Source organism: Emticicia sp. W12TSBA100-4, from assembly GCF_040253585.1.
Classification (GTDB): Bacteria; Bacteroidota; Bacteroidia; order Cytophagales; family Spirosomataceae; genus Emticicia.
Window position 1 is genome coordinate 154,411 of record NZ_JBELAU010000007.1, and the last position, 24,014, is coordinate 178,424.

26 protein-coding genes are annotated in these 24,014 nt (G+C 36.9%); 9 read left to right on the top strand and 17 right to left on the bottom strand.

What is annotated here, in order from left to right:
• Window positions 1-67: 67 nt before the first annotated feature.
• Window positions 68-409 carry a hypothetical protein gene (locus ABR854_RS11405; protein ID WP_350265525.1) on the top strand — a complete coding sequence of 114 codons (342 nt, stop codon included), beginning with the start codon at window positions 68-70 and terminating at the stop codon, window positions 407-409.
• A gap of 85 nt (window positions 410-494) precedes the next feature.
• Here the strand turns inward: ABR854_RS11405 and ABR854_RS11410 are convergent, their stop codons facing one another.
• The 9 genes from ABR854_RS11410 to ABR854_RS11450 form a co-directional block, all read right to left on the bottom strand.
• Entirely contained in the window at window positions 495-905 is a 411-nt protein-coding gene (locus ABR854_RS11410) for a VOC family protein (RefSeq protein ID WP_350265526.1), read from the bottom strand.
• 137 nt (window positions 906-1,042) lie between these two features.
• On the bottom strand, window positions 1,043-1,936 hold the full coding sequence (locus ABR854_RS11415) for a helix-turn-helix domain-containing protein (RefSeq protein WP_350265527.1): 894 nt from the start codon (window positions 1,934-1,936) through the stop codon (window positions 1,043-1,045).
• The gene (locus tag ABR854_RS11420) at window positions 1,933-2,349 is read right to left on the bottom strand and encodes a nuclear transport factor 2 family protein (RefSeq protein ID WP_188764153.1); all 417 of its coding nucleotides are present in this window, start codon (window positions 2,347-2,349) and stop codon (window positions 1,933-1,935) included. The genes ABR854_RS11415 and ABR854_RS11420 overlap by 4 nt, the downstream gene beginning before the upstream one ends.
• Before the next feature lie 56 nt (window positions 2,350-2,405).
• Window positions 2,406-2,939, bottom strand: coding sequence for a carboxymuconolactone decarboxylase family protein (locus ABR854_RS11425; protein WP_350265528.1), 534 nt, complete (start codon window positions 2,937-2,939; stop codon window positions 2,406-2,408).
• A gap of 440 nt (window positions 2,940-3,379) precedes the next feature.
• Entirely contained in the window at window positions 3,380-4,009 is a 630-nt protein-coding gene (locus tag ABR854_RS11430; protein ID WP_350265529.1) for a hypothetical protein, read from the bottom strand.
• Window positions 4,010-4,125: 116 nt separating this feature from the next.
• Window positions 4,126-4,743 (bottom strand): hypothetical protein, encoded by a 618-nt coding sequence (locus ABR854_RS11435; RefSeq protein WP_350265530.1) that lies wholly within the window; start codon window positions 4,741-4,743, stop codon window positions 4,126-4,128.
• Between the two features lie 85 nt (window positions 4,744-4,828).
• Window positions 4,829-5,407 carry a Crp/Fnr family transcriptional regulator gene (locus ABR854_RS11440; RefSeq protein ID WP_350265531.1) on the bottom strand — a complete coding sequence of 193 codons (579 nt, stop codon included), beginning with the start codon at window positions 5,405-5,407 and terminating at the stop codon, window positions 4,829-4,831.
• Window positions 5,408-5,674: 267 nt separating this feature from the next.
• Window positions 5,675-6,034, bottom strand: coding sequence for a cupin domain-containing protein (locus ABR854_RS11445; RefSeq protein WP_350265532.1), 360 nt, complete (start codon window positions 6,032-6,034; stop codon window positions 5,675-5,677).
• Window positions 6,031-6,888, bottom strand: a complete 858-nt coding sequence (locus tag ABR854_RS11450; RefSeq protein WP_350265533.1) for a CPBP family intramembrane glutamic endopeptidase — start codon at window positions 6,886-6,888, stop codon at window positions 6,031-6,033. The genes ABR854_RS11445 and ABR854_RS11450 overlap by 4 nt, the downstream gene beginning before the upstream one ends.
• A gap of 140 nt (window positions 6,889-7,028) precedes the next feature.
• Between ABR854_RS11450 and ABR854_RS11455 the strand changes: the two genes are divergently transcribed.
• A complete protein-coding gene (locus ABR854_RS11455; RefSeq protein WP_350265534.1) occupies window positions 7,029-7,352 on the top strand; it encodes a winged helix-turn-helix transcriptional regulator in 324 nt (107 codons plus the stop codon).
• Between the two features lie 178 nt (window positions 7,353-7,530).
• Here ABR854_RS11455 and ABR854_RS11460 read toward each other — a convergent pair whose 3' ends face one another.
• Together ABR854_RS11460 and ABR854_RS11465 are read right to left on the bottom strand one after the other, a co-directional pair.
• The gene (locus tag ABR854_RS11460) at window positions 7,531-8,412 is read right to left on the bottom strand and encodes a restriction endonuclease (RefSeq protein WP_350265535.1); all 882 of its coding nucleotides are present in this window, start codon (window positions 8,410-8,412) and stop codon (window positions 7,531-7,533) included.
• Window positions 8,413-8,601: 189 nt separating this feature from the next.
• Complete coding sequence (locus tag ABR854_RS11465; protein WP_350265536.1) at window positions 8,602-10,011, bottom strand: CotH kinase family protein; 1,410 nt, start codon at window positions 10,009-10,011, stop codon at window positions 8,602-8,604.
• Window positions 10,012-10,172: 161 nt separating this feature from the next.
• On the opposite strand from ABR854_RS11465, the gene ABR854_RS11470 reads away from it, so the two are divergent.
• The 4 genes from ABR854_RS11470 to ABR854_RS11485 all read left to right on the top strand — a co-directional run bounded on the left by ABR854_RS11470 (window position 10,173) and on the right by ABR854_RS11485 (window position 14,438).
• Window positions 10,173-10,958 carry a LytR/AlgR family response regulator transcription factor gene (locus tag ABR854_RS11470; protein ID WP_350265537.1) on the top strand — a complete coding sequence of 262 codons (786 nt, stop codon included), beginning with the start codon at window positions 10,173-10,175 and terminating at the stop codon, window positions 10,956-10,958.
• Between the two features lie 284 nt (window positions 10,959-11,242).
• On the top strand, window positions 11,243-13,879 hold the full coding sequence (locus ABR854_RS11475; protein WP_350265538.1) for a TonB-dependent receptor: 2,637 nt from the start codon (window positions 11,243-11,245) through the stop codon (window positions 13,877-13,879).
• An 89-nt stretch (window positions 13,880-13,968) separates the two neighbouring features.
• Window positions 13,969-14,169, top strand: coding sequence for a hypothetical protein (locus tag ABR854_RS11480; protein WP_350265539.1), 201 nt, complete (start codon window positions 13,969-13,971; stop codon window positions 14,167-14,169).
• The gene (locus ABR854_RS11485; RefSeq protein WP_350265540.1) at window positions 14,166-14,438 is read left to right on the top strand and encodes a type II toxin-antitoxin system RelE family toxin; all 273 of its coding nucleotides are present in this window, start codon (window positions 14,166-14,168) and stop codon (window positions 14,436-14,438) included. The genes ABR854_RS11480 and ABR854_RS11485 overlap by 4 nt, the downstream gene beginning before the upstream one ends.
• A 9-nt stretch (window positions 14,439-14,447) precedes the next feature.
• Here the strand turns inward: ABR854_RS11485 and ABR854_RS11490 are convergent, their stop codons facing one another.
• The 3 genes from ABR854_RS11490 to ABR854_RS11500 form a co-directional block, all read right to left on the bottom strand.
• The gene (locus tag ABR854_RS11490; protein ID WP_350265541.1) at window positions 14,448-14,909 is read right to left on the bottom strand and encodes a GNAT family N-acetyltransferase; all 462 of its coding nucleotides are present in this window, start codon (window positions 14,907-14,909) and stop codon (window positions 14,448-14,450) included.
• Between the two features lie 9 nt (window positions 14,910-14,918).
• The gene (locus ABR854_RS11495) at window positions 14,919-15,371 is read right to left on the bottom strand and encodes a hypothetical protein (RefSeq protein ID WP_350265542.1); all 453 of its coding nucleotides are present in this window, start codon (window positions 15,369-15,371) and stop codon (window positions 14,919-14,921) included.
• 85 nt (window positions 15,372-15,456) lie between these two features.
• Window positions 15,457-16,233, bottom strand: coding sequence for an aminoglycoside 6-adenylyltransferase (locus ABR854_RS11500; RefSeq protein ID WP_350265543.1), 777 nt, complete (start codon window positions 16,231-16,233; stop codon window positions 15,457-15,459).
• Between the two features lie 164 nt (window positions 16,234-16,397).
• Between ABR854_RS11500 and ABR854_RS11505 the strand changes: the two genes are divergently transcribed.
• Together ABR854_RS11505 and ABR854_RS11510 are read left to right on the top strand one after the other, a co-directional pair.
• On the top strand, window positions 16,398-17,939 hold the full coding sequence (locus tag ABR854_RS11505; protein ID WP_350265544.1) for a M28 family metallopeptidase: 1,542 nt from the start codon (window positions 16,398-16,400) through the stop codon (window positions 17,937-17,939).
• Between the two features lie 417 nt (window positions 17,940-18,356).
• Window positions 18,357-19,592 (top strand): serine hydrolase domain-containing protein, encoded by a 1,236-nt coding sequence (locus ABR854_RS11510; protein WP_350265545.1) that lies wholly within the window; start codon window positions 18,357-18,359, stop codon window positions 19,590-19,592.
• Window positions 19,593-19,621: 29 nt separating this feature from the next.
• Here ABR854_RS11510 and ABR854_RS11515 read toward each other — a convergent pair whose 3' ends face one another.
• The gene (locus ABR854_RS11515) at window positions 19,622-20,896 is read right to left on the bottom strand and encodes a carboxypeptidase-like regulatory domain-containing protein (protein ID WP_350265546.1); all 1,275 of its coding nucleotides are present in this window, start codon (window positions 20,894-20,896) and stop codon (window positions 19,622-19,624) included.
• Window positions 20,889-21,470: an RNA polymerase sigma factor gene (locus tag ABR854_RS11520; protein WP_350265547.1), complete on the bottom strand. Its 582-nt coding sequence runs from the start codon at window positions 21,468-21,470 to the stop codon at window positions 20,889-20,891. The genes ABR854_RS11515 and ABR854_RS11520 overlap by 8 nt, the downstream gene beginning before the upstream one ends.
• Window positions 21,471-21,670: 200 nt before the next feature.
• Between ABR854_RS11520 and ABR854_RS11525 the strand changes: the two genes are divergently transcribed.
• Window positions 21,671-23,608 carry a vWA domain-containing protein gene (locus tag ABR854_RS11525; protein WP_350265548.1) on the top strand — a complete coding sequence of 646 codons (1,938 nt, stop codon included), beginning with the start codon at window positions 21,671-21,673 and terminating at the stop codon, window positions 23,606-23,608.
• Between the two features lie 39 nt (window positions 23,609-23,647).
• Here the strand turns inward: ABR854_RS11525 and ABR854_RS11530 are convergent, their stop codons facing one another.
• Window positions 23,648-24,010: a DUF779 domain-containing protein gene (locus tag ABR854_RS11530; protein WP_350265549.1), complete on the bottom strand. Its 363-nt coding sequence runs from the start codon at window positions 24,008-24,010 to the stop codon at window positions 23,648-23,650.
• Window positions 24,011-24,014 lie beyond the last annotated feature (4 nt).

Below are 24,014 nucleotides of genomic sequence, written 5' to 3' on the forward strand. Positions count from 1 at the left end.
AGATGCACAAATGCATATTTTTTTGTACTTTAGCTTGATGATTTCACCATGAAAATTGACTTTTACTATGCAGAAAATATCTCCACTTTATCAAAAACGCTTATTCAAAAGCTTGATTCTGCCCTTTTTTGCAGTATTTGTCGGGGGATGTGATTGCCTTCAGAAGGTGGAGGGTAAAGTTTACGATTCTCTAAGCATGAAAGAATTATCAGATGTTGTGATATATAAGCAAAGTGAATCTTACCACAATATAAAGACTGATTCGAAAGGAGAATTTAAGTATAGTGATGTTGATGGCGGTCGAAATTGCTCTGAAGTAGCCTTAGTTTTCGAGAAAACAGGTTATAAATCTGATACAATTGTTTTTTCGGCTAATACTGTTGCGGCAGTTGTGAAGTTGGAGAAATGAAAGCAATATGATTATTTGTAATTTTGGTACTAAAGCGACATAAAACGCTATATCGCTTTAGCTTAAAAAGTTTTTATTTAGGAATTTACTTGTCGTTAATAGGTTCCCATAATTCTATTTTATTGCCCTCATTATCCATAATATGCACAAATTTGCCGTAATCATAAGTTGCAATATCGTCGAGAATGGTTACGCCATTTTCTTTGAACTGATTTACAAGCCCTTCGATATTTTGTACCCTATAATTTATCATAAACTCCTTTTTTGAGGGGGCAAAATATTCGCTTCCTTGTTTAAAAGGATTCCATTGAAGACTATTGATTTCTTCGGGTTTGTCAACACTTCTGGAATCAAAACTTGCTCCACCCCATTCATTCATTTCAAACCCTAAATTTTTAGCATACCAATTTTGCAGTTCTTTTGGATTATCAGCCAAAAAGAAAATTCCACCAATACCCGTTACTTTTGGGGTTATATCGTTGTTTGGCTTTTCCATATGAATTTATTAAGACTCCTTTATATTGTTTATGTTTAATCAATTACAATTTTCGTAGAGTAGTGTTGAAAACACTAATAGTCAAATTTAGTATATCTGAACCAATTTTACAAAACTCAAAATTTATTCCTTTGGTATCAATTTATAGAAACCTTAGCCTGTCTATCAAACCCAACGGTATTACGATAAACCTGTGGAGAAATTTCGGTATTAGTTTTAAAAAACCTACTAAAATAATATTCGTCTTGGTATCCTAATTCGTATGCAATTTGTTTAATTGGTTTATTAGTAAGATACAATTCTCGTTTTGCTTCAATAATGATACGTTCGGAGATTAAAGTTGTCAGGTTTTTGTTTAAATGTGTTTTAGTAATTTTTGCCAATGATTTTGGTGTAATATTAAGCATTTCAGCGTACTCATTAACGGCATGTTTTTCTCTGTAGTGAGCCTCAATTGCATCTTTTAGAGACTGTAAAATAAATGGCTCTTTAGTATTGGTCGTATCTTCTTTTGCTTGTTTGTGCTGTTCTGTTTTTAATCTTGAGGCCGTAATCAAGAATATTTTTAGATAAGAAACCAATAGTTCTGTTTGTGCCAGTGCAGGATTTTGCATTTCAGAACAAATCTGCTCAATTATCAATTGAAGCGTATTCGTTGATTTAGTGTCGAGCAACACAAACGGTGGCTGATAAATGTTATTAAACAATACTCCATTGCAGGCTACTTCTGTTTGATGTTTGTGTATGCAGAAAAAATCTGGATGAAATTGCAATGCTACACCACTAATCGAACCATTTGGTAATAGCATAAATGGCTGATATGGCGAAAAAGATAAAAGGTGGTTTTTAGAAAATTTGTATTCAGAAAAATCAGACTTAAGAATTCCACTACCTTCTTTAATCCATATTAAAGAGTAATAATTATTTCTTTGAATGTGGTCGAAGAAGGCATTGCTTTCAAAAAATAGTATTTTGAAAGCAAGATTTCCATTAGTAGGGTTTACAAGAGTTAATGTATTTTGATTGTTCATTTTAGCTTTCTTTCCGCTTCAGTAATGGATAAGTCATTGATACTTGCAAATCGTTTTCTCATTAAGCCGTTTTCGTCAAATTCCCATAATTCATTTCCATAACTTCTAAACCAGTTTTCATTATGGTCATGCCATTCATATTCGAATCTAACCGCCATTCTGTTTTCTCTGAAACCCCAAAGTTCTTTTTTTAGTTTATAATCTAACTCATTTTCCCATTTTTGAGTCAAGAACTTTTTTACTTCTTCTCGTCCATTTATAAATTGAGTTCTATTTCTCCATTCAGTGTCAATGGTGTAAGCTAAGCATACTTTTTCTGGGTCTTTGGTATTCCAAGCATCTTCGGCCATTTGTACTTTTTGTAAAGCTGTTTCAAGCGTAAACGGGGGCAAAGGGTATTTTTTATTTTCCATTTTTGTTTATTTTAGAAATGAGAGCAAAACTGATGTTTTACACCCATTCAAATTCATTAGATACTTTTTGCAACAGGAAAATCAATATCAACCTTTGTAATTGCGTGTAGATAGTTCATCGCTGATTTTTCGGCCACTAACATTACTAACTCTACAATATGTCCTTTAGTGTAACCTGCATCAATAAAGTTATTGATTGTAACTTCCGACACAAAGCCTCTTTTTTCTGTAATTTCCTTTGCTAAAACCACTAATGCGTTGAGTTTAGCATCAAAAGAAGCATTTCCTTTTCTAATTTCAATGGTTTGTTCTTCGGTAAGCCCATTCATTGTTCCAAGTAGCGTGTGGGCTGACTGACAGTATAAACATTCGTTTACTTGGCTTACTATCAAATTCACGGCTTGTTTTTCTTTATTTGAGAAATTAGTTTTTGCATTCTGGAAAGCCAAATAATTAGCCAAAGCATTATCAGAATGAGCCATAACCGCATAAAGATTAGGAACCATACCGAGTCCTTTTTTTAGGTTATCGAAAATCTCTTGATTGTTTGCAGATACATCTGCTCTGTTAGGAACATTAAAATTTGTCATTGTTTATTGCTTTAAAAATTCTGTCGTTTTTGACTTTGCAAAGTTGCAATGACTGTGGCTCTTACAAAATGGACAAAGGGCGTGAGTAGATGGACATTTTTCCCATCTATGATATTTAGGGACTAACAAGCTCTAAAATATTATAACTTGAAGCTTATCGTCATACATTAATAAGACTTAGGTTGGTCTTATGAAAAGAACAGGTTGAACGCATTAAAATTTTAAAATGGAGCATCACCCCAAAATAATTGTAGCAAAAAAAAGTAAAACTGACTATTTGAGGTGCATCACACCGAGCGTCGGTCGCCGTAATATCTCGGTGCGATACACCTCGTAATGAAGATGATTTTGCTAATTTTTACAAATATTACGCCGTTATACGGCTAAAAATTTTAATGAGTTTAACCTGTGAAAAGAATTCTAATCCCGAACTCAAGTTATTAAAAGTTAAACCCAAAATGAAAGCCAGGTTCTCCGAAGATAAATTTAGACCATTTATCATCTAATTGTTTAAATCCATCAGGCAATTTTGTGTGATAGGCACGGTGAGTAATGGCAATGGACGGTTGAATAAAAAATCTGTCTTTAAAAAGTTTGATATGATAACCAACTCGATAAGTATTGAAAATCTGAAATCCATTGTCGATTTTTTTGCCGTCGTTATTCACAAATTTTTGCCAAGTAGGCATTACATTCAGCTCAGCATATAAGCCTTTCAACAAAAATCGTTGGTAAGATACTGAAACGCCAACTTCACGCACATACCCCGGGAATTGTTCTTCAGGTTTTTTGTACGAATCACTAAAAAATGGGTGAATACCATTTGGCCAAGCGTATTTCCAAGTTTTGGGTTCTAATGTGACTACATCCTTTCCTGTAATACGATAACCAATATTGAGTTGAGCAAAGTTGGGTGGGTTTTTAGTATCTAAATTACCCAATAAAACAAATAAAGAACTACCAACAAACCACCGTTTGTAAGTACTGTCTTGCTTAGAATATTGTGCATTTACCTGTAAACTACTTGCCAGCACTAAGGCAAGCCCAAACCATAAAATTTTCTTTTTCATAAATTTGTAATTGATGTTAAACGATACTGCAAAGGTAGATTTATAATAGTCTTAAAATCGTTCACTTAAGTTAAGAAAGGATGTATAGCATTTATCAGGAAAAGAAAAACTATCGTTTAAAACTTAAACCCAAAATCAAACCCTGGTTGAATGAAGTAGTTGTTCCATCGTTGTTCTACTGCTTTAAAAGATGCTGGCACATTCGTTCTTACAGGCCAATAACTAATTCCGATAGCTGGTTCAAAAAAGAAACGATTTTTAAAAAACTTAAAATGATAACCTAAATAAAAGTCCAGATATAGGGTGTAGCCATTCCCAATCTTTTTATTATTCTCATCCATATATTTTTCAAAAGCATTCAAGGCTTGTACGGAGGTGTAGGCACCTTTCCACCAAAAACGTTGGTAGCCCAGTGTTGGTGCAAGTATGCGGGCATGACCAGGATAATTCAGACCTGGTTTATCGAAGGATGGCCCAAAAGGGATACCAATTGGCCAAGCATAAATAGAGCGTTTAAATCGAAGAGAAATGACATCTTTTGGGGTTATCCTATAGCCAACGTTTAGTTGTATGTATTCTGGGTTGTTTGTTTTATCTAAATTTCCAAACAAATAGAGTGTACTCCCAACAAACCATTTTTTGTAGGTGCTGTCTTGTTGGGTTTCTTGGGCATTTACTTGTAACTTGCTTGCTATCAGCAAGGTCAAAGCGAGCAATAAAATTTTCTTTTGCATAATCGGTTTTAATTGATGTTAAACGATATGCAAAAGTAGATTGAGGAATTACCCAATCTCGTTCACTTAAGTTAAGAAATGCTCTTTAGCTCTTTTTCTCAACAATTCTTGCTCGAAGCCTGCTTAATGATTGAGGTTTGATACCCAAATAACTCGCCAGTTGGTGTTGTGGCACACGCTGAATGAGGTCTGGTCGTTTTTGTATTAGGTTGAGGTAGCGTTGTTCGGGAGAAGAAGTCTTAAACTCGTCGAAGTCTATTCGTTCTTTGGCCAATAATTCTTCTGTCAACATTCTACACATTGTGTCAAACTTTGGAAATTTACTGTTTACTTCTACCTCCATATCAGAATTGGAAATTAAAAGAATACTGTCTTCTATACAACTTACATAGTATTCGGATGGAGTTTTGCTAATTACACAAGGGGGAGTCAGTGCTTCCATTTCTGTGTAGAATGCGGTTGTTTTTTCATCGCCATCTAAAATATAATATGTTCTGATACAGCCTTTAAGAACAAAGTAGCTTTCTTTCGATTTTTGTCCTTCTTTGAGTAAAGTCGTTCCTTTCTTTATTGAGCGAAATATGTCTAACGAAAGTAGTACGTTTTTCTCTTCTTCTGTCAGAGAAATGTATTTTGATATAAAGTCAAAGAGTATGTTTTTCATAATTTTGTTGTCACTATCGTGTGTTATACTTGCCATCAACGTCGAAGTATTTGCGATGGTGGGATTAGAGTTCCTGCGGCCCGTAACCAAAGCCCGATAAAATTACAAAAGATGATGATAATAAGCTAATGCCCAATAAAAATCCTTCTGATTAAACCGAAGCTGATTAGATTTACAAATGTTGAGGTCTATTCCGTCCGCCAACTATTGTAAATACCATGTTGGTAGCTGTTATTTTTTTGATTAGATGAATCTCTTTATATTGCTTTAACAGAATTGGTCTTCTATTGATTTGGTAATTACTGAGCTTATTTTTCCTGTATGTTCAGTGGTTTTAGATTCAATAAGCATAATCAGACACTCTTTTTTTGAGGAAACTCGGTGATTTTTTCCTTTTTTCACAACGAACAAGTCGCCTTTTTTTAATATCAGGTCTGGCTGATTTTCAATTTCCATTAGAAGTGTCCCTTTTACAACATAGAACAATTCATCTTCGTTTTCGTGATTATGCCAAGGCACTTCTTGCCCCTTTATTTTTACGACTTTAATATATTGGTCATTTACTTCACCTATAATCCTTGGTGAAAAATAATTGCCAAGACTTGAAAACGCATCTTTCAAATTCATCTTTTAAATAGTTTGCTTTTTACAATTTTACCCTCTCTTTTTGCCAGATAATAAAATATGATTCCAATAAGCAATAAAAAAGTTACTGTAAAAATGGAATCTTCAATTCCAACTGCACCACCTGTTAATAGTTCGGGGCCATTAAATTTTGATTGAATGATACTGCCCATATTATTTAGCCCCGAAAGATTTGAGCCATAAAATGGCTGTGAAAAATTCCAGCCTAAATGGAAGAAAAAAGGGAGCCATATTCTTTTAGTATAGATAAACATCATTGCCATAGTAAACCCCCAAATCAAAGTAAGAAAATGACTAAATAGGTTGAAATTTGGATTGAAAAAGTGTTGTTGAAGCTCAACTAACATTGCAATGACAATGGTTAGATGAGTTCCTAACCAATTTTCACAGATACGAACTATTAACCCTCTATGAAACAGGTCTTCAACTATGGCTGCAAACATTAAAAACGTGAAAAATTTGATGGGGTAGTGAGCTGTTGTAATACCAAAAGCTTGATAATACCCTAATAGGTATAAAATGAAAATAACCAATGAAATTGCAAAAAAACCAAAGAAAAACCCTCCAAACATTTCTTTAAAAAAGAATTTCATGGATAGTTCTGTTATTTCTCTTTTATCATAAAAACGAAATAAATAGTAATAGGTAGCTAATAAAACTATAAAACAAATAAAGTGAATAATCGGATTAGCAGTATTTTTATCTTGAATAATGCTATAAAAAAATGGTTTCAAAACAAAGTTTTGAATTACTACGAATAGAGAAAAAGGGACTACAATGCCTATGATAATTTTTGTTATTGGAAAATGCAGGACTTTTTTAATTGATGCATTCATTGTTTCTTTTGATTTATTGTAAGTAAAATTTTAGACAAAGAAAACTCCTTATTATCTTTACAGCAAGTACATACAATAAGGTACTCTACATACCAAAAAGGTAGTATTGCTGATTATCAGCAACTTAAATTTGAAAATATATGAAGAATAAAATTAAAAAGGCACATTGTGCAGTTGATTATGCTTTCCAACGAATAGGTGGAAAGTATAAGGGGCGAATTTTATGGGTATTGAGAGATGGGTTTTTGAGATATGGGGAATTAAAAAGAGCAGTGGTGGGTATAACACCAAAAATGCTAACTCAAACGCTAAAAGAATTGGAAGCCGATGAACTAATTGTCAGAAAAGTTTACTTCGAAGTTCCACCGAAGGTTGAATATTCATTGACCGATACAGGAAAAGAGTTGATTCCGTTTATTGCTCAGATGAGAAGTTGGGGTGAAAAGCAAATGTCTATAAATTGAAACTTATAATTCTCAGGGTGTTGTGATATACTTGCCACTAATGGGCAGGACTTTGCGTTTGGGCGAGTCTCGAAACACAAAGTTTCAATTTATTACTAAAGTTCATTAAAAGCACAAAGCTCCAAGTTTGTTCGTCAGCCCGCCTGACGCAAAACCCGTGTTAGTGGTTCGTTTTGTTCTACTGTTCATCAAAAAAGTCTTCGTCAATTTGTTTAATCTCGTAAGTTGTCCTTACTTGAATACCAACATTAAATTCATGCATTAATGTTACTAATTTCTGTCCATCTATGCATATAATTTTGTGATGAGCAGAACGTGCTTTTTCTAGGGCCTTTTCATCAAATTCAGATGTTGTTACAAATACACCCTTGTTTGTGTCGCCACTCATAGCACCAATAAAATTGCGAATATCTTTTTCCCTTACTTTTCCTTCATTGAAGCGTTTTGCTTGAATATAAATTTTATCAAGACCGAGTTTGTCTTCATTTATGATCCCGTCAATTCCACCATCATTAGATTTAGAAGTCTCAATGAATTCACCATATCCCATTTTCTTTAATAGTCGCAAAACTACTTTCTCAAAAAAGTATGGGTCAATGGATTTTAGTTTTTGAAGTAGGTCTGCTTTGACTTCGCCTTCAATTCTATTAAAGCCTTCGTCTATTAAGTCTTGTGGAGAGGAAATTTCAGGTTGTTTGTTACTGTCAACTGCAACAGAGCTTTTTTCTTGTTTATAAAAGTCAAACAATGAACTTTCATTTTCTAGGTCTCTTACGGTTATAGTCGCTGAGTGGTTTTTGCCTTTCTCTGTAATTTGAACAAAGCCACGCTGTGGAAATGTTATATAACCTCCTTTTTTTAGATAAGATTTTCCCCATGCTATTCTGTTGTCAATAAGCAAATCACCTGACTTTGTTTCTTGCTTTAGTTGTTCTTCAGATAGGTCAGAATAAAACTTAGTTTTTACTTCCTCAATAAGTTCTCTAGACCTTAAAACTTTACCGTCCTTAAGAACTTCAAGAATTGGAATGAATGTTTCATCAAATTTTGGTATTTTCATTTATGTCTTTTTGTCGTTTATAAAATTACCGTCAACTCTCAAATATACGAAAGTTTTGTAGTACTTTTTGAATTGTTGGATTTCTAACAAGATACAAATTGACAGAGTTTTATCCATAAAAAAGCCATTAAGTTATGAAATTTGTATATCAAATTCGGTAACTTAATGGCTCTCAAAAATCAACTTTTCTTACTTCAAAAATGCACTAACCGCTTGATTTCTACTCACAACATGCTGTTTTAATATCGGCAAAGCGGCCGTAAAATTGGCCGTATTCGTGAGGTTTGAATACGGAGCTACTTCCTTTTCAGTTCCGTTTACATACGGTGTAATCAGGTTAGTGGCTTTATCAAAAATCTCATTCATCTTGCTGGTAGTAAACACATTATCATTGAAGTCTTTTACATACAACTTGTATTTGGCATAATAAACGGGGTCATTAGCCACATAATTAATCAAAGGCCAATTATTGGCCACACCCGCCAACGAAAGCTGTACACGTACCTGCGAGGTCAGAGCTTCGTTATTATCCCACGGAATCCATGTCAGTTTTTTGGTAGGGTCATTGTATAAATAATGGTTGTGAGCCATGCCTCCGTAAGTATCCCAATTGACAAGTGTAGAATTTACTGCTAACCACTTGATAAAATGGTCGGTATTGAAAACCGCATCTAAATTGCTTCGCCATTGTGCTGGATTTGATGTACGAATGGGGTCGTTCAGAGCCTTGATACTTGCCTGTACATCGCTCCAATCGGCAGCATCTTCATTGTTTTTTTTCTCAAAATTAACTTGATTAAACGTCTGAAAAGTTGATTCGGGCTTGTAAATATTGCCCGTTTTACTCCCAAACTGGCTTTTTATCATCGAATCATCAATAATTTCAATCATCGTGTAAACCCCACAATATTTTTTTCCTTCGCCAAAATCAATGTAAACTTTATAAAAAGCCGTTTGAGCGGCAGGAATCCCAGCCATTCTAAAAATATCGGCTGTTACTTTATCTCTAATCAGTGAGTTGTCTTTTACACCCGCACCCATTGATAGTTCTTTGAAACCATAAAAACGTTGGTCGCTGATTTCGGGGTATTTATCCTCAAACTCATCCATTTTCAGTCGAAACGGGAACTTATAAATACCTGCTCGCCAAGTGGCATTTAAAGTCGAATTACCTTTTGGTCTAAATCCAACTTTACGCCATTCCTTGCCATTAAATTTCATCGTGACAGGGATGTAGTCAGCATCTTCTCCAAACGAAGGGGCGGCTCCTCCACCAACATTTCCTCCGCCACCTGCACCACCACCACCAACTTGTCCGCCCCCGCCTTGTGTAGTGCCTCCTGAGCCAAAAGTGCCTTTCCCTTTGGCAGCCATGTCAGCTTTGAGAGCCGTCCAGTCGGCCGTAGTCATGCTTATCTCGAGCGTATTGACTTTATCTTGAGGAAAAATCACTGTGTAATTCGGGTCGGCGTCATTGCTGTGGCTCTCGGTTGACCAGTCGGGGTTTGAGTTGGAAGGTGTGATGGTTTCGGCATTCTTCACGCAAGCAGCCATCAGCCATAAACTTGTGGCGGTAAATAGTATTTTGAGAGGTTTCATAAAGGGTGTTTAGTTTTAGACGATAGACGTAAGTTCGTAAGAAATGGTTGTTTTGATGCGTTTTTGACTAAAAACTTGCGGAAAATCTCGAAATGCCTGTAATCTAATTTGTTCTCCGTAATTTTGTCACGCAAATTTTATTTCGCCAAGCCCGAAAATCATTGCACGAAAACGGAAATCTTACTACTCAAATTGCCATGAATATTCTTTTGGTCGAACACGATGAGAATCATGCAAAGCTACTGACGCAAGTTTTAGCTGAGTATTTTCCTATGAGTAGCATTGAGTTTTGTCAAACAAACGAAGAACTAAGAATAGCACTCAATACAGGAATTTTGTATGATTTAGCTCTGTGCGAAGTAGAATTAAGGGACGGATTGATTTTTGAAATATTTCAAGAATCATTGCCGAGTTTTCCGGTTGTATTTATGTCGGCTTATGACAAATATTGGTCGCAGGCAATGGCTTATAACGCCATTGATTACCTCAGAAAACCAATAGGAAAGGAAGAAGTAAATCGGGTTTTGGAGAAGTATGAAGCATTGAAATTGCATTTTTTGAAGCGTTTTTCGGCCGAAAATAATTCAAGAATAACAAAGTCTGCTTTTCAGAAAGACCGCCTGATTGCCAAGAAAGGCACAAACTATTATGTGGTTTCAACCAAAGATATTGCGTTTATTTATACCGAATCAAGAATTGTATTTTTAATAGACCGAACGGGCGAACGCTACACCGTAGAACGTAGCCTGAGCGAACTCGAAATTGAGTTGCCGAGTCGAGATTTTTTTCGGGTAAATCGCAAATTTATTGTACATATTGATGCCATTCTGAGTTTTAAACCTTCATTCAAAGGCAAAATTGCCCTCGAACTCCTGCACCTCGCCAAAGCCGAAGTAAGTATCAGCCAAGAAAACGCCGCCCAGTTTAAGAAATGGATTGAGGAGTAAATTAGACAATCAGTGAAGTGAAATTTCCCCCGTGCGACGGTCGCTCCTTTTTTCAAGGAGGGGCGACCGTCGCTACGGTGGCAAAATTCTGACAAAGTCGAATTTTGACGGGGACGCCCAGTCGGGGTGGTTTGTCTCAAACGTACCTATCTTAAAGTATTCATAGACCCAAAACCACCCCGTCCGACTTCGTCAGGACACCCCTCCTTGAAAAAGGAGGGGAAATTTTAGAACCAATTAATTTTCTTCAGAATAGAAAAGGAATGTAAGTTAACCAAACGAAAATGAAAAAAACATTTACAATTTTTACCAGTATTTTAGTCACATTGCTATCATTTCGAGCATCGGCTCAGCTTGATAGCGTTCAGAATCTCAACGAAGTTGTGGTTTCGGCTTCTCGTATCGAAGAAAGTATTTTTAAAGCCCCAGTTTCAGTTACGAAGGTTTCGGCCTTGCAATTACAAAATTCTCCAAGCGTAGAATTAATATCTTCTTTGGCTCGCTACAAAGGCATTGACGTAAGTCAGTCGAGTTTGTTTGTAACAAGTCTAAGTACGAGGGGTTTCAATAGCGGAAAAGCTGAAAGATTATTACAACTGGCTGATAATGTGGAATTTATGTCGCCAACTTCATCGCTTTATGGTGGAAACTGGATGGGAACGCCCGAACTCGACATTGATAATATCGAAGTAATCTACGGAGCAAATTCAGCTCTGTATGGTTCGGGAGCATTGAATGGTGTAATTTTAATGAACTCAAAAGACCCATTCAAGCATCAAGGTATTACGGTTTCGGTGCGTGGAGGTTCACGTCTTTTATTCGATACCCAATTGCGTTATGCACAAGTTTTTGCCAAGCGTTTTGCGTTTAAACTCAATGCCAATTTTATTTCGGCTGATGAATTTCTGGGCGAGTCTGATGCCGCTATCAAAGCCATGACCGAAGGCGGTTTAGCGGGTTCGGATGCTGCCAATAATGCCTACGGCTCGCCTTTCGGTTGGAACAAAATCAACTATTTTGGCGATATTGGCTCTACCATTACGAACCCAGATTTTACAAAATATAATGATGGAAAACCTTACCGAATTTATATGCCAGGGTTCAAAGAAAGTGAAATTTTGACCGTAAATGATGGCCGTCAGTTTGGTTTTGGTGGAGATTTTAAAGCAGGAAATTTACGTTTGAATCCATCACTTCATTTCAAAATCAACGAACGCACGAGGGCTTCTTACGAATACCGTAAATCAATCGGAAATGGTATTTTTCAAAGTACAAGCCGCTTTGCTTGGCGAGAAATGCAATATGATTTGCACAAATTCGAGATTAAAAACGACCGTTGGTTTGTGCGTGCTTACTCAATGTTTGATTATGGCGGAAAAGCCTACGAAATTGGTGGCGTGGCCAATGCCCTCCAAAATATGAGATTAGCAGACCCTGCTCTGGGAGCCTACCCAACGGTTGCCGCCAACTATTTTAGTGCTTGGAATCAGATTTTTGCGGCCGCTCGTGGCAATGGTTTTGCGGGCGGAAATTTGGCAGGGGTTTATGTGCCAGAGTTGGTTAATTCAGTTGCTCCAGCGGTCTTTACTTTACCAGCAATTCAAGGTGGACAAAGCATTGAAAATGCTGCAAAATTGGCTTTTGATTTGACACAAAACCTGCAAATAAAGCAAGTGCAAGGTGCATCTGTACCGACAGTTTTTGAGCGTGTAACGCAACAAGTGGCCAATGGCGTAGGCGATTTAAAAGTAAACGGCTCGACTATCAAAGGAGCGGCATTTACAAATACTGCTCGTAATATAGATTTTTCGGCACAACGTGAGTTTCGTTTTAAAACTACCAATGTGGTTGTGGGTGGGGCATACCGCAAATACATTCTAAAGTCCGCAGGAACATTGCTTTCGGATGGCATTTATTCGCCATTAAATACCGAACAACGAAACGAAATAATCAACTGGGAATCAGGTATTTATGGACAAATTCAACAAAGACTTTTCGATGAAAAACTGACGCTGGCAGCAGCTACTCGACTCGATGCTTTTAAAAATTTTGATACAAAATTATCGCCAAGAATTTCGGCAGTTTATGCTTCTGGCCGACATAATTTTAGAGCTAATTATTCGACTGCATTCAGAGCCCCAGCCCAACTCGACCAATATATTTATTTAGATTACGGCAGTATTTTGCTCATCGGAAATACCGAAAATGGTTTTAAAGGTTTAAACTCAGCAGGGACTGCACCGTATGAAGTAAAAAAGCTCGCTCCCGAAAAAATGAATTCGTGGGAAGTGGGATACAAAGCCCTGCTCACCAAAGATTTACAAATTGATTTGAGTTATTATAGAAGTTTGTATAATGGTTTTATTGGAATCGTGCGTTTTCAAGGGCGTGAAGATGGACAAATGCCCGAAGGTGATTTTGTAAAGAAGACAGGCGACTGGGCTAAACCCGTAGGCGACCGCACACGTGGCAGATTTATTCAGACTTGGGCAAATTTTGATAAACCCGTAACCACACAAGGTGCGTTTGTGAGTTTAGATTATCGTTTGAACAAAAATGTGAGCCTTTACGGAAACTATACATGGTCAAAAATATCAGATATTAAAGGCTTAATTGCAGGCTTCAATACACCTAAACATAAGTTTAATTTAGGAGTTAATGGCTTGATAAAGAAAGATTTAACGTACTCAGTAAATTATCGTTGGACGGATACTTATACCTACTTCATGCCATTTGATGAAGGCGAAATAAAAGCCTTCGGAACGCTTGATGCACAAGTAAATTACCACGTAAAAACTCTCAAAACAACCTTCAAATTGGGTGGAACTAACCTTACGAATGCTAATGCCATCACGGTTTACGGCTCAGCACCAATCACCCGAATGGTTTATGTGGGAGCGGTGCTTGATTTGAAGTATTGATAGAGTCATAAAAATTTGTGTTATATCTTTTCGATGTGGCACAAATTTTTATTGATATTTTGTTATTTTTGTAAAAAACATGCCGAAATATGAGTGCAATTATTTTAGAAAGCCAATCAGCAGAGGATTTGAAATTGCTTGTTACATTGGCGAATAAGTTGGGTGTAAAAAGCCAAAAAATATCTACTCAGCAATGGGAAGACCACCTTTTGGCAGCAAGAATTGACGTTGGAATGAAAACTGAGACAGTAAATAGAGAAGATATTTTGAAAGCTTTGGGTAAACTATGAAAGTTGGATTTAAGAACTCTTTCTTGAAAGCTTTGCAGAAACTCAAAGATGAAGATGTGAAAAATGCCATCTATGATGCCATTTTAGATGCAGAACAGTCTGAAAGTTTAACCAAAATTCGTAACATAAAGAAACTGAAAGGATATACTTCATATTTTCGTATTCGAGTAGGAAATCACAGAATAGGTATTAAATGGGAAGAAGATGAAAAGATGCTTTATTTTGTAACATTTGACCATCGAAAAGATATTTATAAAAAATTTCCGTAGTTAAAAAACTCAAAACTTCAACCCCATAATAGCATTCTCAAACGCAACCTCTTTACTAATTTTAGTATAAATTTTTTCGATAATAAAGCCTTTATTCAAGAAAAAAGGTCTTGCCGTAATGCTGGCGTCTGTCCAGATTTTAGTGAGGTTTAAGCGATTGGCTTCGGTTAAAATGTTTCCCAGTAAAGCACTGGCAATACCTTGCTTTTGGTGGTTTTTGTGAACGTACATAAAATCCAAATAGCCGTCGACTGTTAAAGAAGCAAATCCCAATAAGTATTCATCGTTTTCAGCAATGATAAAATACTGTTTTTCAATTTGTTCTTGCCAAAAACCTTTATTTTCCGCACTTGATGCCCAAGTTACAATCTGTTGGGCATCATAATCTCTCACATTAACGCTTGTTATGGTTTCATAAAATAGTTGAGTAATTGCTTGATTATCAGCAACAGTAGCTTTTCTAATAGTCATTTATGTATTTTACTTTTCTATAGTTCCTTTGTAAAGCAATTTCTTAGTGGCATCCTCTATGCTATAAGTATCTTTTGCTTTGGTCAATACATATTTATCATTTTTCCACTTATCATCAGATTCTTTTTTTACGATAATCGTTTGTTCATCGTAAGGTACAAAAAGCTCTATTTCTTGGTCGCTGCTGTCAGTTTTAATGACCACAAAAGCCGATAATGATTGTTCGAGGTCTTTTGCTACGGGGTCTAATCGTACACCCGCTTCAAAAATTCGGATGCACTCATTCCGTAAAACCGACCACTGATACCCAGCCGATGCCTTGCAGCCGTGTTCGTCGGCATCATTTCCTACCATTGGTGAACTAACTTTTTCAACGGTTAATGTGTCTTGCTTTTGATTGTTTGAAGGTGCACAGGCCATTAATAAATAGGTTAGAGTTAAAATCGAAAAGCGTTTTTTCATTCTTTAAAGTTTTTAGAATAGATTTTTTGTAATGTTAAGAAGAATAAACTTTTAAAGATAATTTTAGGTCTTAAACTTCGATAAGCTACCTGATTTTTTCAAAATATTCCATCACTTTCATTTCGGTTGATAGTTGTAATTTAATAGAATCAGCGTAAAGTTCGGCCCGCAAACTCCGATAAAGCTCAACGGCATTGGCTAAACTTTCCAAGAGTGATTCACGATTATATACAGGAATCGTATTTCGGAGTGCCTCAAAATCTTCGGCCAATAATTGCGTTTCCACTTTACGAACACCTCTTGGCAGATTTCCATTTTTGATGTGCAATAACGGCCCCAAAACAACCATTCGTACAAAACCCATAAAGTCAAAAGCTTCGGTGTATTCTCCTCGCCCAATTTTTAGGAGAGCATAATGTACCCAAATCCAAAAACGGTCTTCGAGCCATTGATAGTCGGGATAAGGAAATTGGTAAGTTGTCTGCTCAATGATTTTCTGTAATTGTCCGTCGGTATCGAGTAAAACAACTGGGTTTTCGATGCGATGGGCAAACTCTTCGATGGTCAAAAACTTAATATCGACGTGGAGTAAAGGATTATCGTAAAGACAAATCAATACTCGTGGTTCGCCTACGTGTTCGCCTGTAAAACCCGATAGAAAATTACCCAATTTCTGAGCATAAGTAATCATCAACGATTTATCGTGTGAGATTTTTTGCTTCGTTACCAGTACCAAATCAAGGTCTGAAAACTCATCCATTTCATTCGTAAGCCACGAACCCGCTACGGCTAAGCCAATTACTGATTCGTCTTTTTGGAGAATACTCACGCATTTTTGGGTAAATTCCTGCTGTATGGTCATATTATTTGTTAGATTTCATCACCAAAATTAAAGAAAATATCTCGTCGAAATCAATTTTAAACCTCAATTAATCGCTTTATCGACCGTATTAATCTCAAAATTTTGTCCACCCCAATTATTACGTATATCTTTAGCCTTCAACAAACTAAACACATCTATATTGTATGAAAAAACTCCTACCTATTGTTGCTCTCAGTATGTTTTCGTTGGGCGTTTCCAATGCTCAAGAAGAAAAAGTTGATTTAGAAACAACCAAGAAAATTCGTCAAGAAGGGCTTCAAAATTCAAAAGTAATGGATATTGCCTTTCATCTGACCGATGTAAACGGCCCACGTTTGCAAGGTTCACCAGGCTATATGAAAGCTGCCAATTATGCTAAAGGAAAACTATCAGAATGGGGCTTAGAAGATGCCAAGCTCGAAGCATGGGGCGATTTTGGTAAAGGTTGGGAACTTACAAAAAGCTATGTAGCCATGACCGCTCCGTATTACCGCCCTTTGATTGCCTACCCAAAAACTTGGACGGCCGGCACGAAAGGAAAATTAAAATCTGCCGAGATTTTATTAATTGATGAAACCGATACGCTCGGCCTTGAAAATTATCGTGGAAAACTAAAAGACAAAGTGATTTTGCTTTATAAAAACGATAAAATTCAGCCTTCTTTCAAGCCAGATGCGAGCCGTTATACCGACGAAGAATTGGAGAAAATGGCTGCCGCAACACCAACAACTACTACTGCACCCGATACGGCTTTTCGCTCAATGATGCAGGCCATGCGTAGAACCAATATGCTTTCTACAAAAACTAAAGATATGGCTAAAAAAGAAGGTGCTTTGGCTCTTTTGAGCATGAGTGCCAGAGGAAAAGATGGTACTTTGTTCGTTTCGAGTGGAGGTTCATACAAAGCCACTGACCCCGAAGGTTTGCTTGATATTATGCTTGCTGCCGAAGATTACTTATCGCTTTGCCGATTGACAAAAGCGGGTATTCCAGTAAAATTAGAGTTAGATGTAAAAACAAAATTCTATACCGAAGATTTGAAAGGCTATAATGTTTTGGCCGAAATTAAAGGCACTGACCCAAAACTGAAAGAAGAAGTTGTAATGTTGGGTGCTCACCTCGATTCGTGGCAGAGTTCGACTGGTGCAACTGATAATGCTGCGGGTTCAGCGGTGATGTTGGAGGCCGTTAGAATTTTGAAAACTTTGGGTGTTCAGCCACGTCGCACCATCAGAATTGCTCTTTGGAGTGGTGAAGAACAAGGGCTTTTTGGTTCAAGAAATTATGTAAAAAATCATTTAGCAGACCCGAAAGATGCCAAGAAAAGCAATGCTGAAGGCGAGAAAGTAGCTGCTTATTTTAATGTTGATAACGGAACTGGTAAAATCAGAGGAATTTATTTGCAAGGAAACGAAGCGTGTCGCCCGATTTTTACAAAATGGTTTGAGCCTTTCAATGATTTAGGAGCAAAAACAGTTACGATTAGAAATACTGGCGGAACTGACCACCTTTCATTTGTTGGTGTTGGTATCCCAGGTTTTCAGTTCATTCAAGATGAAATCGAGTATAACACTCGTACGCACCACACAAACATGGATTCGTATGACCATCTTCAACCAGAAGATTTAAAACAAGCAGCAACTATCGTGGCTTCGTTTGTCTATAACGCCGCCATGCGTGACGAAAAATTACCGAGAAAGAAATAGAGCTTTACTTCTCTCAAACAAACTGCGAGAAGTTGTTGAATACAAAAGCAGCCTTATATTTGAAGATAAGGCTGCTTTTTTTAATATAACCTACACAAATAAATAATGTCATAAAGTTCGTTTTTTATTCTAACGTTTAAGTGGATTTTCAAGACTGAATTTACAATCATATAAAGAAAAATGTTGTAATATATAACATTTTTAACCTCGAAAGTTATATCAGTGGTTCATATGTTGGTCATGGGAATCCATTGTATTTATTACTTTTTCAAGCTCCAGAAGCAATTTTGGGCTTGTTTGTTTAATCTTTTTTAATTTTAGATTATATTGCAATTCTTCACAAAACGCTCAGTATCACAAAACAAAGCTTACTGACCCTAATGTTGTTATAAATAAAGACTCAAAATCGCCTTAGTTATGTTAAAAAAAACGCTTACATTATTATTGGTATTAAGCTTTGCATTGGGAAATGCTCAGAATAAAGCATCTTGTATTTCAGAAATAAACACCATTATTCAGACTTATATTGAGCAATCAAAAATTCCTGGGGCAGTCATTCAAATCAAGAAAGGGAATGAAATTATTCTCAAAAAAGCATATGGTTACGCCCAAATCAAAGATTTTGATGGTAAGCAATTGGCGTTTCCCGAAAAAACTTCAATCAATCATTTATACGATATCGCATCTTTAACAAAGGTTGTTGGCACAACTACGTCAATAATGCTTTTGGTTGATGCTGGCAAAATCAATGTTGAGGATAAAGTGGGAAAGTATATTCAAGGCTTCAATCAGCCCGATAAAAAAGACATTACAATTAGGCACTTATTAACTCATACATCGGGGCTCTACGACTGGTATCCATTGTATTATCGCTGTAAAACCAAACAAGAAACTTTTAAATTTATCGAAGAATTACCACTTAAATTTCCGATTGGAGAAGGTCGCCATTATAGTGATTTAGGATTTACTATTTTAGGTGAAATCATCGAAAAAATTTCAGGCAAACCATTGAATGTTTTTATGGAAGAAAATATTTTTCGACCATTATCAATGAAAAATACTACTTATAAACCCAATGAAACGGGTAAGAAACTGAAAATTGCGGCTACATCACACGGTAATCCTTATGAAAAAAGAATGGTTGAAGATGCAAGTTTAGGTTTCAAAATAAAAGAAATTGACCCAAATTCATGGAATGGATGGCGTCAATATACACTAAAAGGCGAAGTGAATGATGGAAACACATGGTATGCGAATGAAGGTGTTTCGGGAGCTGCGGGTATTTTTTCGACGATTGATGATATTCAGAAGTTAGTAGATGTATTAAGGAATAAGGGTAAAATTGGTTCAAAACAGTTTATTTCGGAGAAAACACTTGGGCTTTTTCTGACAAAAGATGGCTTTAAGAATGGACTTGGTTGGATGATGGATAATCAAAATGCTTTTATGAAAAATGCCAGCGAAGGTTCTTTTGGTCATACAGGTTTTACGGGTACAAGCATTTGTGTAGTACCTGACGACAATATTTCAATAGTTTTGCTCATTAATCGCCAAAATATTGGATTATCTCCAACAAAAGATTATTTCAATGTAAATCCTATAAGAGAGCAAGTTTTTAAGACTGTGATGAAGTATTATTCAACAACCAAATAAGTATAAGGGTTGAAAAGCGTTTAGAAAAGCTATCTAAGCTTCAACTCTCTTTTTACCTCTTTTTTTACTTTTTTGCCTTTTCGTTTGGCGGGAAGCCATTTTGGCCCTTTTTTTATGGCTTCAACCACTTTTTGAGTATTTTCTTTGTCGAGTTCATTGTCAATTTGCACGTTTGATGGTGTACCATCTGGCTCGACAGTGAGACGTAGGCGGATTGGGTCTTCAAATTGTAGAGTCGATACCGAACCTGTACTTTTGAGTGAGTTTCGCAGATAAGTATCGTAGTTGCTCCAGCCACCTATTGGAATAGGGTCTTGCGTTGGCGGTTCGTTGATTAGAATGGTTTTTTGTTCAGCTTTTTTTGCCTTTGATTGATTATCCGCTACAATCACTTCGGCCAATGCACTGCTATTTTCTGAAAGATTAATTTTTCCTAAATCTTGATTTTTTACCACAACTTCTTGCGAATTATAACCAATGGCATTGATTTCTAAGGTTTCACCAATATTTACATCATTGATTCTGAAAACTCCGTTTATATCAGCTTGTACACCTTTATTGCTATGTTTGAGGCTAATAATTGCCCCAGCAATCGGCTGATTTTCAGTGTCGAGAATCTGTCCTGAAAAAGTTGAAGTTCTTTCTCTACTTGCCAAAACTACTGGTGTTTTTGCTGCTTTTGGTTCGGCAACTTCTTTTTCTGTATTTATTGGTGCAGCAGGTTTCAAGACCTCATCGGCTTTGCTTTCTACATTGCTTTGCCCTACTAATTCTTGCGATTCTTGATCAGGAATTGGACCAAATTTTTCTTGCTCATTACTATTTTCTGGGCTTGCCGAAAAGGTTTCTTTAGCTTTGGTAGCCCTTGACTGATTGATGGCAATTACTTCTTTTTGTTCTTCTTGTTGTGGTGTTTTGGCTGTTGTTTTTGAAAGCGTTTCTTGTGGTTTGTTTATAGCAAGTGTTTGATTATCAGTTTTGTAGAAAATATAATATAGTCCAACTCCAAGCACCAAAGCGATTGAAGCCGCCACTGAGGCACGCTGCCAAAGTGGAATAATGTTGGTCTGCTTTTGCTTCGTTTTTACTCTTGAATCAAGGCGTTTTTTCAAGTCGTTCATCGCAGCTGAAGTATCAATTTTTTCAGCCGATAATTTTTCTAAACCTTCGGCAGCATCGGCCGCAAACGCATCATTGAGTAGCTGTTTTTCTACTTGTTGCATTTGTTTGGCCGAAGCTTCGCCCGAGAGATATTTTTTTATCTCTTCTGCCGTTAGTTTAGTATTTTTTTTGCCTTTATTCATGCTTTTTTTCAATACAAATTTTCAGATTCCGCTTGCCATTTTGTATATAACTTTTCACTTTATTCAAATCATAACCCGTAAGGTCGGTAATTTCTTTGTAACATTTCTCTTCTAAATAAAACAATCGGATACTCGTTTTTTGTTCGTCCGAGAGCGTTTCGAGACAATCGGTCATTTTTGATAAATTCTGTTCCAGTTCAAAAGGGTCATCTGATTGATGCTCAAAAGGCTCATTTTCCACAGAACCATCTTCAAAAAAATCAACACCCTCGGTTTGCAGGCGATTACTGCGGAGGTGCATCAGACAATAATTCCGTGCCACACTGTGCAGCCAACTCCTAAAATTCTCGACCGAATGGCTGCGTAATTTTATGACCAACTCCTCAAAAATCTGCATTACTGCATCTTTGCTTTCATCTTCATCTCGCAAATATTTAAAGCAAACTGCAAACACTATTTCCATGTAGCGTTCATACAATTCTCCGAGCAATTCAAGGTTTCCCGTAGCCTGATACGCTGCCAAATATTCGGCATCGGTAGTGGGCTTAGGTTTACTGAATCGCTTGAAAAACATTATTCGTGGTGTATGAGCGTTTTATGGAATGAGAGTTAAGTGTTTGTTTATCAGTGTTTTATGCTTGTTGATTTAAAAATGCCTTCCCTAAAATTAGTCTTAAATCAGCACATCGCAATTTTTTTCTAAAAAAACTCAAAAAAATTATGGAAAAAATCAGAGTCGTGCATCAATAGTATAAAATCAAAACTTATACAATTATGAAAACGAAAATTTGGGTACTTATTGCGTTGGTATTTGGCATTTTTGCATTTACTACGCAGCGAACAATCAAAGGAAAGGTGCTTTCTGCCAGCGATGGCTCAGCCTTGCCAGGAGTAATGGTGAATGTAAAAGGTACGAGTATCGGTACACAAACCGATGTCAATGGCGATTTTCAGCTTACGATGCCAACAGGTAGTGAAAAACTGATTTTTACTTATATTGGCTATAAAACACAAGAGATTAAAGTTGGACAAGATAGTGTAATAACGGTGAAACTCGAAAACGATGCACAAATGTTAAGTGAAGTTGTAGTGGTGGGATACGGTGTTCAAAAACGTCGAGAAGTTACTGGGGCAGTTGTAGAGATGAAAAGTAATTTTATACCATCAGCCAGCCAAATGCTACAAGGGCGAGTTGCAGGTTTGCAAGTTCAACAAAGTGGCACGTATCGTGAGCGAAAAAAACGTTATTCGGCTGATAAACCCAAAGAAGATTTCAATACCGAAGAGTATAATTCATTAGTAGAAAATATCTTTCAAGAAGCAAAAAGCAGTCCACTCACCACTTTTTCGATTGATGTGGATAGAGCAGGGTATAGCAATGTGCGTCGGATGCTGAATGCAGGCACGATGCCACCAAAAGATGCCATCCGAATCGAAGAAATGGTAAATTATTTCGATTATGATTATCCGCAACCTGTTAAAAATGAACCTGTTACGATAAACACCGAACTTTCTGATTCGCCGTGGAACAAAGGTTTGAAATTATTGCAAATTGGCATTCAAGCCCAAAAGATTTCGACCGAAAGTTTGCCTGCATCTAATCTCGTTTTCTTGATTGATGTATCTGGCTCGATGGGTTCGCCCGAAAAACTCCCTTTGGTCAAGCAAGCACTTTATTTATTGACCGACCAACTTCGTCCGCAAGATAAAGTTTCAATCGTGGTCTATGCGGGTGCAGCGGGTTTGGTGCTTTCGCCGACTTTTGACAAAGGTAAAATCAAAGATGCACTCGAAAATCTGCAAGCGGGAGGTTCAACTGCAGGTGGTGAAGGTATTAAACTGGCCTATAAAATTGCCACTGAAAATTTGATAAAAGGTGGAAATAATCGAGTGATTTTGGCAAGTGATGGCGATTTCAATGTGGGTGTTTCGAGCGAAGCAGAATTGAAAGCTCTGATTGAAGAAAAACGAAATAGCGGCGTATTTTTGAGTGTTTTGGGCTTCGGAATGGGAAATTATAAGGATAATAAAATGGAAACTTTGGCCGATAAAGGCAACGGAAATTACGCATACATTGATAATCTGCAAGAAGCCCAAAAGGTTTTTGTGCATGAATTTGGCGGAACGATGTTTACGGTGGCTAAAGATGTGAAACTGCAATTGGAGTTTAACCCAAAATTTGTAAAAGCCTATCGTTTAATTGGTTACGAAAACCGAATGCTTCGTAATGAAGACTTCAATGATGACAAAAAAGATGCGGGCGAAATGGGTTCGGGGCATACGGTCACGGCTTTGTACGAAATCGTGCCAGTTGGCGTAGAAAGTGCGTACTTGAAAAATATTGACGAACTAAAATACCAAACCGAAAACGGCCTTTCTGCCGCTGCTAAATCCAACGAAGTGCTTACTGTCAAATTACGTTATAAATCGCCCGATGAAAACAAAAGTAAATTGATGGAAAAAGTAATTACCGACCAGCAAACATCATTCGATAAGACCTCCGAAAACTTTAGATTTGCCGTTGCTGTGGCCGAGTTTGGACTAATTTTACGCCAATCAGAGTTTAAAGGAATGGCCAATTATGAGCAAGTGATTGATTTGGCCAAAAACGCCAAAGGTTCTGACGAAGAAGGCTACCGTGCTGAGTTTATAAAGTTAGTAAAAACCACCAAAATGCTTGACAAAACTGTGGTGGCAAGTAATAAGGATTAACTAAAAGCCTCCCGAAAATTTAATTTTTCGGGAGGACATCTAAATCTCCCCCAAGGCCTCGGACTCTTCTTCACTAAAAAGCCTTGATTTTATTACAAAACGCACACCGAGCGGAATTTCGAGCGAAAAACTTGCTCCTCTGCCTTTGACAACATCAAGCGTGAGGTGCGTGTGTTTCCAATATTCAAATTGGTCTCTCGACATATAAAAATCACAATCGTGAATCGTACCGAGTTTCACATCGTTTTCATTAAGCATCAATTCACCGACTTGAAAGCACATCGGTGATGAGCCATCGCAGCATCCACCGCTTTGATGAAAGAATAATGGGCCGTTTCGGTCTCTCAGTTTATCAATAATTTCGGTAGCTTCGGGCGTTACAGCCACTCGTTCGATAGTCATATTT

Coding starts and splice junctions, on each gene's coding strand:
- ABR854_RS11435 (WP_350265530.1), bottom strand. CDS start 4,743: ATGCAAAAGAAAATTTTATTGCTCGCTTTGACCTTGCTGATAGCAAGC.
- ABR854_RS11410 (WP_350265526.1), bottom strand. CDS start 905: ATGGAAAAGCCAAACAACGATATAACCCCAAAAGTAACGGGTATTGGT.
- ABR854_RS11475 (WP_350265538.1), top strand. CDS start 11,243: ATGAAAAAAACATTTACAATTTTTACCAGTATTTTAGTCACATTGCTA.
- ABR854_RS11490 (WP_350265541.1), bottom strand. CDS start 14,909: ATGACTATTAGAAAAGCTACTGTTGCTGATAATCAAGCAATTACTCAA.
- ABR854_RS11445 (WP_350265532.1), bottom strand. CDS start 6,034: ATGAATTTGAAAGATGCGTTTTCAAGTCTTGGCAATTATTTTTCACCA.
- ABR854_RS11450 (WP_350265533.1), bottom strand. CDS start 6,888: ATGAATGCATCAATTAAAAAAGTCCTGCATTTTCCAATAACAAAAATT.
- ABR854_RS11485 (WP_350265540.1), top strand. CDS start 14,166: ATGAAAGTTGGATTTAAGAACTCTTTCTTGAAAGCTTTGCAGAAACTC.
- ABR854_RS11525 (WP_350265548.1), top strand. CDS start 21,671: ATGAAAACGAAAATTTGGGTACTTATTGCGTTGGTATTTGGCATTTTT.
- ABR854_RS11455 (WP_350265534.1), top strand. CDS start 7,029: ATGAAGAATAAAATTAAAAAGGCACATTGTGCAGTTGATTATGCTTTC.
- ABR854_RS11510 (WP_350265545.1), top strand. CDS start 18,357: ATGTTAAAAAAAACGCTTACATTATTATTGGTATTAAGCTTTGCATTG.
- ABR854_RS11440 (WP_350265531.1), bottom strand. CDS start 5,407: ATGAAAAACATACTCTTTGACTTTATATCAAAATACATTTCTCTGACA.
- ABR854_RS11495 (WP_350265542.1), bottom strand. CDS start 15,371: ATGAAAAAACGCTTTTCGATTTTAACTCTAACCTATTTATTAATGGCC.
- ABR854_RS11430 (WP_350265529.1), bottom strand. CDS start 4,009: ATGAAAAAGAAAATTTTATGGTTTGGGCTTGCCTTAGTGCTGGCAAGT.
- ABR854_RS11520 (WP_350265547.1), bottom strand. CDS start 21,470: ATGTTTTTCAAGCGATTCAGTAAACCTAAGCCCACTACCGATGCCGAA.
- ABR854_RS11465 (WP_350265536.1), bottom strand. CDS start 10,011: ATGAAACCTCTCAAAATACTATTTACCGCCACAAGTTTATGGCTGATG.
- ABR854_RS11515 (WP_350265546.1), bottom strand. CDS start 20,896: ATGAATAAAGGCAAAAAAAATACTAAACTAACGGCAGAAGAGATAAAA.
- ABR854_RS11505 (WP_350265544.1), top strand. CDS start 16,398: ATGAAAAAACTCCTACCTATTGTTGCTCTCAGTATGTTTTCGTTGGGC.
- ABR854_RS11425 (WP_350265528.1), bottom strand. CDS start 2,939: ATGACAAATTTTAATGTTCCTAACAGAGCAGATGTATCTGCAAACAAT.
- ABR854_RS11530 (WP_350265549.1), bottom strand. CDS start 24,010: ATGACTATCGAACGAGTGGCTGTAACGCCCGAAGCTACCGAAATTATT.
- ABR854_RS11500 (WP_350265543.1), bottom strand. CDS start 16,233: ATGACCATACAGCAGGAATTTACCCAAAAATGCGTGAGTATTCTCCAA.
- ABR854_RS11480 (WP_350265539.1), top strand. CDS start 13,969: ATGAGTGCAATTATTTTAGAAAGCCAATCAGCAGAGGATTTGAAATTG.
- ABR854_RS11460 (WP_350265535.1), bottom strand. CDS start 8,412: ATGAAAATACCAAAATTTGATGAAACATTCATTCCAATTCTTGAAGTT.
- ABR854_RS11415 (WP_350265527.1), bottom strand. CDS start 1,936: ATGAACAATCAAAATACATTAACTCTTGTAAACCCTACTAATGGAAAT.
- ABR854_RS11405 (WP_350265525.1), top strand. CDS start 68: ATGCAGAAAATATCTCCACTTTATCAAAAACGCTTATTCAAAAGCTTG.
- ABR854_RS11420 (WP_188764153.1), bottom strand. CDS start 2,349: ATGGAAAATAAAAAATACCCTTTGCCCCCGTTTACGCTTGAAACAGCT.